Source organism: Yersinia pekkanenii (assembly GCF_001152565.1).
Classification (GTDB): Bacteria; Pseudomonadota; Gammaproteobacteria; order Enterobacterales; family Enterobacteriaceae; genus Yersinia; species Yersinia pekkanenii.
In genome coordinates this window covers 1-8,774 of sequence record NZ_CQAZ01000097.1, presented here as the reverse complement: position 1 = coordinate 8,774, position 8,774 = coordinate 1, and the positions used below count along the sequence as shown (strand labels likewise).

The window sequence follows — 8,774 nt, the reverse complement described above, 5'->3', positions numbered from 1 at the left end:
TTAAACCACTCGGCCGGTAATATCGTAGGGGGAACACCACCGGCAACATTGCCGTCGGTAAACTCGCCATTACTGTCTGCGCGAGTGTTGGGAATATCGCCAATTTTTTGCATAGAAAATCCTCACCGGTTAAGGCGCTTTAAGTTAATAGAGATTGATTAGTTAGCTAGCGTAGCCAAATTTAAGGATGGTATGAGATGGGTTTAACACGGTTAATCGGCACTCTAGTTGCTTATTACCCCATGAGCGCAGCGGATCACTGCAATAAGTTAACCCGCACTGGGCGTAATTAATTGTGGTTTCGGGTGCGGTTATCATCCAGGTAAACGGCCATTCTTCACCGTTTAGTGCATCGCCGCAAACAGACATTCCCGCACAAGCTTGTCTGTATTGGGTTATTGAAATGGTGTAACCCAGTGCCGCAGCCACTTGAATAAAATAGTCAACGGACTGGCCGCCGATGCCAAACAGTTTGGATACTACGGCCCGCTGGCGCTGGATAATACTGTCGATCTCACCAATGGCACATAAATCTGGTAATCCGAGAGTGGATTCCCACTCGGGGAGCATTGCCGTAGCTGTCGATGGGAACGCGGCGTCAAGCAGATCACGTGCGTCTTCATCACTACGATGATAAGACCTTGCTAACGCCCGCAACACGCTGCTTTGAACTCCATTATTTCGCCTTGGCCAAACCAACCCACCAGGCATCAGCGCCTGAATAGCAGCGGTATACTCATCTACAGAATAGCGGCTCATAAATAAGTCACCGTACCCCGGATTGGCAATTTACCGGTTTCAAGCTGAATATTTGTCGTCGGGGAGTTGAGAATAAAGCCACTGGTCCCTGCAACATCGCCAATGGACAGCAATAGAGATGAAAGTAAAATTTTACCGCCAGGCTCACCCTCAGTAAAAAATACTTCATCAATAGCGGCATTTATTGCTGTGGTTGTTTCGTTGTCCGCCGTAGAAATACCGCTTATAACAAAATTTATCGGCGCAGCTACTGGAGCACATACATAAATGATCGCAATAATGGGCTGTAAGGGATAAATAAAATCGGCCGATCTTCCCTGATCGCCGGTCGCTTTCACAGCGCCCCACTCTTCGAGTTGAGATATCCCGTCAGTCCCGATAGGAAAACCACCGGCGTCATTGCCATCACACATAATGTAAATGCCAACCGTACCCACCCCCATTAAGCGGCGCTTCACCCAACAGCGGGTGATCCCCGGCACTGACAAAGCCCAGCCACGATAATCAGTGTCATTGCCGCCTTGCGGTGTATTTTGATAAGCCAGCAACATGCGGGAACGGAAAGCATCTTCAGATTCGATATCGGCACCACCGGATATCTTAACTATTGCGGTGGCCACAGACTGAACACCGTCAATAGCCACATCCAGAGTTAACGATGTCCCTGCGTCTGCATTACCTGCCGCGCCGCCGCCCGTGGTGTCATCCAATACACTCGGAAGAACAGCAGTGATTGAGCCGGTAGCTGTACCGCCAGCGCTCAGCGTTAACTCATGATCGAGGCGATATTGATAACCATCTGCCCGATTTAAAAGGCTCCCAGCGGTAATGACACGACCTGCGGTACCGCTAAACTCGACCGTAGGACAGGTGGCAGGGTTGGCGGGCTTGCGAAATACATCTTTCAGCGCAGCCCACGCGGCAAGATATTCATCGGTGGCATTATAGGGCGTGGATTGCAGGGCGATATAATCGAGGTAACCGTAATGCAGGTGTGCCATACCGGCATCTGCGTCACTGATCACGCCGATATTGGAAAAGCGTAATAAGTTACCGCCAGTCTTGAGTTCTGATTGGATATAAGACAGGTTGCGCTGACGTAGTTCACTTAATGTGGGGCGATNATTCGCCGTCCCATCAAACGGCTTACCCGCTATCGTTCGTGCTGTAGCCAGTTTTGTCGCAGCAACAGCCGTGCCACCCACGGCTAATGCACCCAGATTTGTCAGTGCTGTTGCTTTATTTGCAACATCATTTAGGTTTTGAGCTTTCTGCATCGCACCTGTGGCAGCGGCGGCGGCATCGGTTAACCCGAGGTTGGCAATAGCTTGTGCTACAGCAGCGTCCCCGGCTGCTTTAATTTCACTCAGATTATTTTTTGTCTTTAAAAAATCACCTTTCGATACCAGTGTAGATATAGCCTCTGCTATCTGATCGAATTTCTCGCTATTGGGTGTAATTCCTGCTGCATCCAAAATACTTATTAACTCCCGCTGAATGGTATTAAACCACTCGGCCGGTAATATCGTAGGGGGAACACCACCGGCAACATTGCCGTCGGTAAACTCGCCATTACTGTCTGCGCGAGTGTTGGGAATATCGCCAATTTTTTGCATAGAAAATCCTCACCGGTTAAGGCGCTTTAAGTTAATAGAGATTGATTAGTTAGCTAGCGTAGCCAAATTTAAGGATGGTATGAGATGGGTTTAACACGGTTAATCGGCACTCTAGTTGCTTATTACCCCATGAGCGCAGCGGATCACTGCAATAAGTTAACCCGCACTGGGCGTAATTAATTGTGGTTTCGGGTGCGGTTATCATCCAGGTAAACGGCCATTCTTCACCGTTTAGTGCATCGCCGCAAACAGACATTCCCGCACAAGCTTGTCTGTATTGGGTTATTGAAATGGTGTAACCCAGTGCCGCAGCCACTTGAATAAAATAGTCAACGGACTGGCCGCCGATGCCAAACAGTTTGGATACTACGGCCCGCTGGCGCTGGATAATACTGTCGATCTCACCAATGGCACATAAATCTGGTAATCCGAGAGTGGATTCCCACTCGGGGAGCATTGCCGTAGCTGTCGATGGGAACGCGGCGTCAAGCAGATCACGTGCGTCTTCATCACTACGATGATAAGACCTTGCTAACGCCCGCAACACGCTGCTTTGAACTCCATTATTTCGCCTTGGCCAAACCAACCCACCAGGCATCAGCGCCTGAATAGCAGCGGTATACTCATCTACAGAATAGCGGCTCATAAATAAGTCACCGTACCCCGGATTGGCAATTTACCGGTTTCAAGCTGAATATTTGTCGTCGGGGAGTTGAGAATAAAGCCACTGGTCCCTGCAACATCGCCAATGGACAGCAATAGAGATGAAAGTAAAATTTTACCGCCAGGCTCACCCTCAGTAAAAAATACCTCATCGATTGCGGCATTTATTGCCGCTGTTGTTTCGCTGTTCGCAGTGGAAATACCGCTGATAACAAAATTGACCGGCGCGGCAACGGGCGCACAGACATAGATAATCGCGATAATAGGCTGCAAGGGATAAACAAAATCAGCCACTCGGGCCTGATCGCCGGTCGCCTTTACCGCCCCCCATTCTTCAAACTGAGATATTCCGTCCGTCCCAACAGGAAAACCTCCGTAATTATTGCCATCACACATGATATAAATGCCCACCGTGCCCACCCCCTGTAAGCGACGCTTCACCCAACAACGAGTCACACCCGGCACAGACAAAGCCCAGCCGCGATAATCGGTATCATTGCCACCTTGCGGAGTATTTTGATAAGCCAGCAACATGCGGGAACGGAAAGCATCTTCAGATTCGATATCGGCACCACCGGATATCTTAACTATTGCGGTGGCCACAGACTGAACACCGTCAATAGCCACATCCAGAGTTAACGATGTCCCTGCGTCTGCATTACCTGCCGCGCCGCCGCCCGTGGTGTCATCCAATACACTCGGAAGAACAGCAGTGATTGAGCCGGTAGCTGTACCGCCAGCGCTCAGCGTTAACTCATGATCGAGGCGATATTGATAACCATCTGCCCGATTTAAAAGGCTCCCAGCGGTAATGACACGACCTGCGGTACCGCTAAACTCGACCGTAGGACAGGTGGCAGGGTTGGCGGGCTTGCGAAATACATCTTTCAGCGCAGCCCACGCGGCAAGATATTCATCGGTGGCATTATAGGGCGTGGATTGCAGGGCGATATAATCGAGGTAACCGTAATGCAGGTGTGCCATACCGGCATCTGCGTCACTGATCACGCCGATATTGGAAAAGCGTAATAAGTTACCGCCAGTCTTGAGTTCTGATTGGATATAAGACAGGTTGCGCTGACGTAGTTCACTTAATGTGGGGCGATTAAATGGCATGTATTAGGTCNGCTATTGAGATATTCGCCGTCCCATCAAACGGCTTACCCGCTATCGTTCGTGCTGTAGCCAGTTTTGTCGCAGCAACAGCCGTGCCACCCACGGCTAATGCACCCAGATTTGTCAGTGCTGTTGCTTTATTTGCAACATCATTTAGGTTTTGAGCTTTCTGCATCGCACCTGTGGCAGCGGCGGCGGCATCGGTTAACCCGAGGTTGGCAATAGCTTGTGCTACAGCAGCGTCCCCGGCTGCTTTAATTTCACTCAGATTATTTTTTGTCTTTAAAAAATCACCTTTCGATACCAGTGTAGATATAGCCTCTGCTATCTGATCGAATTTCTCGCTATTGGGTGTAATTCCTGCTGCATCCAAAATACTTATTAACTCCCGCTGAATGGTATTAAACCACTCGGCCGGTAATATCGTAGGGGGAACACCACCGGCAACATTGCCGTCGGTAAACTCGCCATTACTGTCTGCGCGAGTGTTGGGAATATCGCCAATTTTTTGCATAGAAAATCCTCACCGGTTAAGGCGCTTTAAGTTAATAGAGATTGATTAGTTAGCTAGCGTAGCCAAATTTAAGGATGGTATGAGATGGGTTTAACACGGTTAATCGGCACTCTAGTTGCTTATTACCCCATGAGCGCAGCGGATCACTGCAATAAGTTAACCCGCACTGGGCGTAATTAATTGTGGTTTCGGGTGCGGTTATCATCCAGGTAAACGGCCATTCTTCACCGTTTAGTGCATCGCCGCAAACAGACATTCCCGCACAAGCTTGTCTGTATTGGGTTATTGAAATGGTGTAACCCAGTGCCGCAGCCACTTGAATAAAATAGTCAACGGACTGGCCGCCGATGCCAAACAGTTTGGATACTACGGCCCGCTGGCGCTGGATAATACTGTCGATCTCACCAATGGCACATAAATCTGGTAATCCGAGAGTGGATTCCCACTCGGGGAGCATTGCCGTAGCTGTCGATGGGAACGCGGCGTCAAGCAGATCACGTGCGTCTTCATCACTACGATGATAAGACCTTGCTAACGCCCGCAACACGCTGCTTTGAACTCCATTATTTCGCCTTGGCCAAACCAACCCACCAGGCATCAGCGCCTGAATAGCAGCGGTATACTCATCTACAGAATAGCGGCTCATAAATAAGTCACCGTACCCCGGATTGGCAATTTACCGGTTTCAAGCTGAATATTTGTCGTCGGGGAGTTGAGAATAAAGCCACTGGTCCCTGCAACATCGCCAATGGACAGCAATAGAGATGAAAGTAAAATTTTACCGCCAGGCTCACCCTCAGTAAAAAATACTTCATCAATAGCGGCATTTATTGCTGTGGTTGTTTCGTTGTCCGCCGTAGAAATACCGCTTATAACAAAATTTATCGGCGCAGCTACTGGAGCACATACATAAATGATCGCAATAATGGGCTGTAAGGGATAAATAAAATCGGCCGATCTTCCCTGATCGCCGGTCGCTTTCACAGCGCCCCACTCTTCGAGTTGAGATATCCCGTCAGTCCCGATAGGAAAACCACCGGCGTCATTGCCATCACACATAATGTAAATGCCAACCGTACCCACCCCCATTAAGCGGCGCTTCACCCAACAGCGGGTGATCCCCGGCACTGACAAAGCCCAGCCACGATAATCAGTGTCATTGCCGCCTTGCGGTGTATTTTGATAAGCCAGCAACATGCGGGAACGGAAAGCATCTTCAGATTCGATATCGGCACCACCGGATATCTTAACTATTGCGGTGGCCACAGACTGAACACCGTCAATAGCCACATCCAGAGTTAACGATGTCCCTGCGTCTGCATTACCTGCCGCGCCGCCGCCCGTGGTGTCATCCAATACACTCGGAAGAACAGCAGTGATTGAGCCGGTAGCTGTACCGCCAGCGCTCAGCGTTAACTCATGATCGAGGCGATATTGATAACCATCTGCCCGATTTAAAAGGCTCCCAGCGGTAATGACACGACCTGCGGTACCGCTAAACTCGACCGTAGGACAGGTGGCAGGGTTGGCGGGCTTGCGAAATACATCTTTCAGCGCAGCCCACGCGGCAAGATATTCATCGGTGGCATTATAGGGCGTGGATTGCAGGGCGATATAATCGAGGTAACCGTAATGCAGGTGTGCCATACCGGCATCTGCGTCACTGATCACGCCGATATTGGAAAAGCGTAATAAGTTACCGCCAGTCTTGAGTTCTGATTGGATATAAGACAGGTTGCGCTGACGTAGTTCACTTAATGTGGGGCGATTAAATGGCATGTATTAGGTCTCCCATACCCATGAAAATTTGACTGAAGCCTGTGTTTTTGCGGGTTGTTGATAACTGATGATGAGATTCAATCGGTTAGGGAAAACTATCTGAGCATCAGTGCTAATGGCTGTAACTACGCCATCATCAACCAGCCAGGCCAAGGCCTCATTAGCGTAATCCTCAGCCTTTAGCGCTACTTTAATTGTCAGCTTTTCCCGGCGAAGCAACCACAGGCGGGAGCCTATCGCATATTCCGATCCGGTATCACCCCACCATCCCCGACGATCATCACCATCGATAACATCATCAGCACGGGCTAACCGGTCAGTGAACAGGCTAATCAAGATAGCGGTCTCTAAATCATCACCATCCAGCAGTCCACCACCTCCGGTCTGCCAGTCCCCCAGTAATTTGTCCGGCTCCCAGTGTGTTTTAATATCAGTTGTCATTTGACCACCTTGCCCGTCACTTCACTGGTTAATGTCGCGCTACCACCCTGTACATTTTTAAGTTGATGATTGTGGCCGTTATAGGCTTCGCGTAGAGTTTTCAGCGTGGTGCTATTACTGCCCGCGTTATCGACAATATCGCCACTGACCTCCAGTAATGGAGTATTTAGACGTACTTTTACCGAAGCATTAACCGTCACCTCACTGGCATTATTGACAGTGACCGGCTGGCCGTTGGCTTCAATAATAATGCCCGATTCCGTTAACTTGACGTATTGCCCCCACTGCGAATAAATCACTGTCTCACCAGAATTTAGTCCTGTGTGACGATATGATTGATTATTTGATCCAATAATTACCGCACTTGACCTGTCACCACCAACAAATCCGATAACCACATCCGTACCCGTGGGAAGTCCCGATGAAAAGCCAAACTCAGCCAGCCTCGGTGTATCACTGCGAACTTCAAGGGGTGTTTGATATTGAACGGTTTGAACGCTACCGTCATCGTTAGAACCTGTGATCCGGCCAATGCCAAGCATCATTTTTATTTGCCGATATAAATTTGCTGTCTTTCCTGATTCACTCATCTCTTATTCAGCTCCATTACATTGGAATAAAACTCATAAGGTTGAACGGTAAAGGCTTCAGGCGGCATGAGAACCATCTGAGCAACAGTACCCTGATCGTCTTTGAGGTATGTCACCTCCGAGAGCAACCAAAGTTCATCCTTTAAACCAAAGATAGGTAAATCAATCGGGATCAACGTATTAGGCTCCCATAATTTCCCGTCTTTATCTCGCCAGCTATCGACCGTAACGAGCAGCTCTTTAGAGCGTCCATAGCGCCGGTTCATTTCCCAGTCAATGCAGTCCTGAGCCTTATTAAAGGAATTCATTGTGCTTTCAACAATAATAATACGGTTGCGATAACGCATCTTTGCAGCCTGTGGATCGCGACTTCTCGCCAGAGTTAAGGAATCGTAGCCGCCGGTTGGTGACTGTTCAGTAAGGGGATTAACCGACATTGAAACCCCAATGTAATCAGAGAAGCGCTGATCCATACCTGAGTTATACGCAGCATCTTCAATGTTGACGCCTTGAGCTACCCCGCTAGCCGCTTTTCGGGAACCGACACGCGTGAGGTACAAACTGCCATCAGGTAAGTCGTAGTACAGCAATGCAGCCCAGCGACTAATCCGGTCGATAACTTCCTGCGAAGATTCCCCCCAGTTCAATGTAAATTGAGGAACTATATCCAAGTTATTGATATCCGAATTCACCGTAATGCCGTAAGGCATTGCCAATTTTTGAGCTATCTGTAGCGCGGTTGATTGACTGATCACGTTGTTCGGCCATTCGGCTGAGCAATCGACCAGATCCTGACATTTACTCCGGCCAGTAGCCCTGACTTCACGGCGAGAACCACTGATCATCGGTGCCCAACGGTCTATGTATCCCGTCAGGACAACATCATCCCCCAGATTAACAATGCAGGAATCGCCTGGGTTAACCCATTGCTGGTTATCACTCCCAGGATAAAGGTCCATTAAGGACAGGCTGAAATCACTGGGTAACCGCTCTATGCTGCGAGTAACACGGATATTGTCCCAGCCAGTAATCAACTTATTGCCAATACGCAGTGTCAAATCATCACTCATGAGTTCAGCGCCTTAAATCGAATTGGCATGAATGCCGGGTGAACAGGAACCGCCATTTTCACCAGCGCATCACCGCGTCGGGCATCCTGATATAGCCGATTGGCAAGATTAAGCGCAGGTAATGAACGGTTAAAATTGACGACACCCACGCGGGATAGATTCGCGCCGGCCTGCTGTAACAGCGTGACAATAGAACCTCGTAAATTGGTTAATGCCTGGTATACCT

Annotated in this window: 9 protein-coding genes and 3 pseudogenes; all 12 read right to left on the bottom strand. The window is 49.2% G+C overall.

Translation table 11 applies throughout. From position 1 onward, the window contains the following. Positions 1-162 precede the first annotated feature (162 nt). Positions 163-759, bottom strand: coding sequence for a YmfQ family protein (locus AEP37_RS22380; protein ID WP_049615393.1), 597 nt, complete (start codon positions 757-759; stop codon positions 163-165). Continuing rightward, entirely contained in the window at positions 756-1,916 is a 1,161-nt protein-coding gene (locus AEP37_RS22375; RefSeq protein ID WP_049615396.1) for a baseplate J/gp47 family protein, read from the bottom strand. Before AEP37_RS22375 ends, AEP37_RS22380 begins: the two co-directional genes overlap by 4 nt. A 123-nt stretch (positions 1,917-2,039) precedes the next feature. Then, positions 2,040-2,375: pseudogene (locus AEP37_RS27805) on the bottom strand (pyocin knob domain-containing protein); the annotation flags it as partial. Positions 2,376-2,424: 49 nt separating this feature from the next. After that, on the bottom strand, positions 2,425-3,021 hold the full coding sequence (locus tag AEP37_RS22370) for a YmfQ family protein (protein ID WP_049615393.1): 597 nt from the start codon (positions 3,019-3,021) through the stop codon (positions 2,425-2,427). Beyond that, positions 3,018-4,154 carry a baseplate J/gp47 family protein gene (locus AEP37_RS22365; RefSeq protein ID WP_049615394.1) on the bottom strand — a complete coding sequence of 379 codons (1,137 nt, stop codon included), beginning with the start codon at positions 4,152-4,154 and terminating at the stop codon, positions 3,018-3,020. The genes AEP37_RS22370 and AEP37_RS22365 overlap by 4 nt, the downstream gene beginning before the upstream one ends. 178 nt (positions 4,155-4,332) lie before the next feature. Continuing rightward, positions 4,333-4,668: pseudogene (locus AEP37_RS27800) on the bottom strand (pyocin knob domain-containing protein); the annotation flags it as partial. Positions 4,669-4,717: 49 nt separating this feature from the next. Continuing rightward, positions 4,718-5,314: a YmfQ family protein gene (locus tag AEP37_RS22355; protein WP_049615393.1), complete on the bottom strand. Its 597-nt coding sequence runs from the start codon at positions 5,312-5,314 to the stop codon at positions 4,718-4,720. Then, a complete protein-coding gene (locus tag AEP37_RS22350) occupies positions 5,311-6,447 on the bottom strand; it encodes a baseplate J/gp47 family protein (RefSeq protein WP_049615392.1) in 1,137 nt (378 codons plus the stop codon). Before AEP37_RS22350 ends, AEP37_RS22355 begins: the two co-directional genes overlap by 4 nt. A gap of 3 nt (positions 6,448-6,450) precedes the next feature. Next, complete coding sequence (locus tag AEP37_RS22345) at positions 6,451-6,888, bottom strand: phage GP46 family protein (protein WP_049615391.1); 438 nt, start codon at positions 6,886-6,888, stop codon at positions 6,451-6,453. After that, positions 6,885-7,478, bottom strand: a complete 594-nt coding sequence (locus tag AEP37_RS22340) for a phage baseplate assembly protein domain-containing protein (RefSeq protein WP_049615390.1) — start codon at positions 7,476-7,478, stop codon at positions 6,885-6,887. The genes AEP37_RS22345 and AEP37_RS22340 overlap by 4 nt, the downstream gene beginning before the upstream one ends. Further along, positions 7,475-8,548, bottom strand: a complete 1,074-nt coding sequence (locus AEP37_RS22335) for a phage baseplate assembly protein (protein ID WP_049615389.1) — start codon at positions 8,546-8,548, stop codon at positions 7,475-7,477. Before AEP37_RS22335 ends, AEP37_RS22340 begins: the two co-directional genes overlap by 4 nt. Continuing rightward, positions 8,545-8,774: pseudogene (locus AEP37_RS22330) on the bottom strand (hypothetical protein); the annotation flags it as partial. The pseudogene AEP37_RS22330 and the gene AEP37_RS22335, both read right to left, overlap by 4 nt.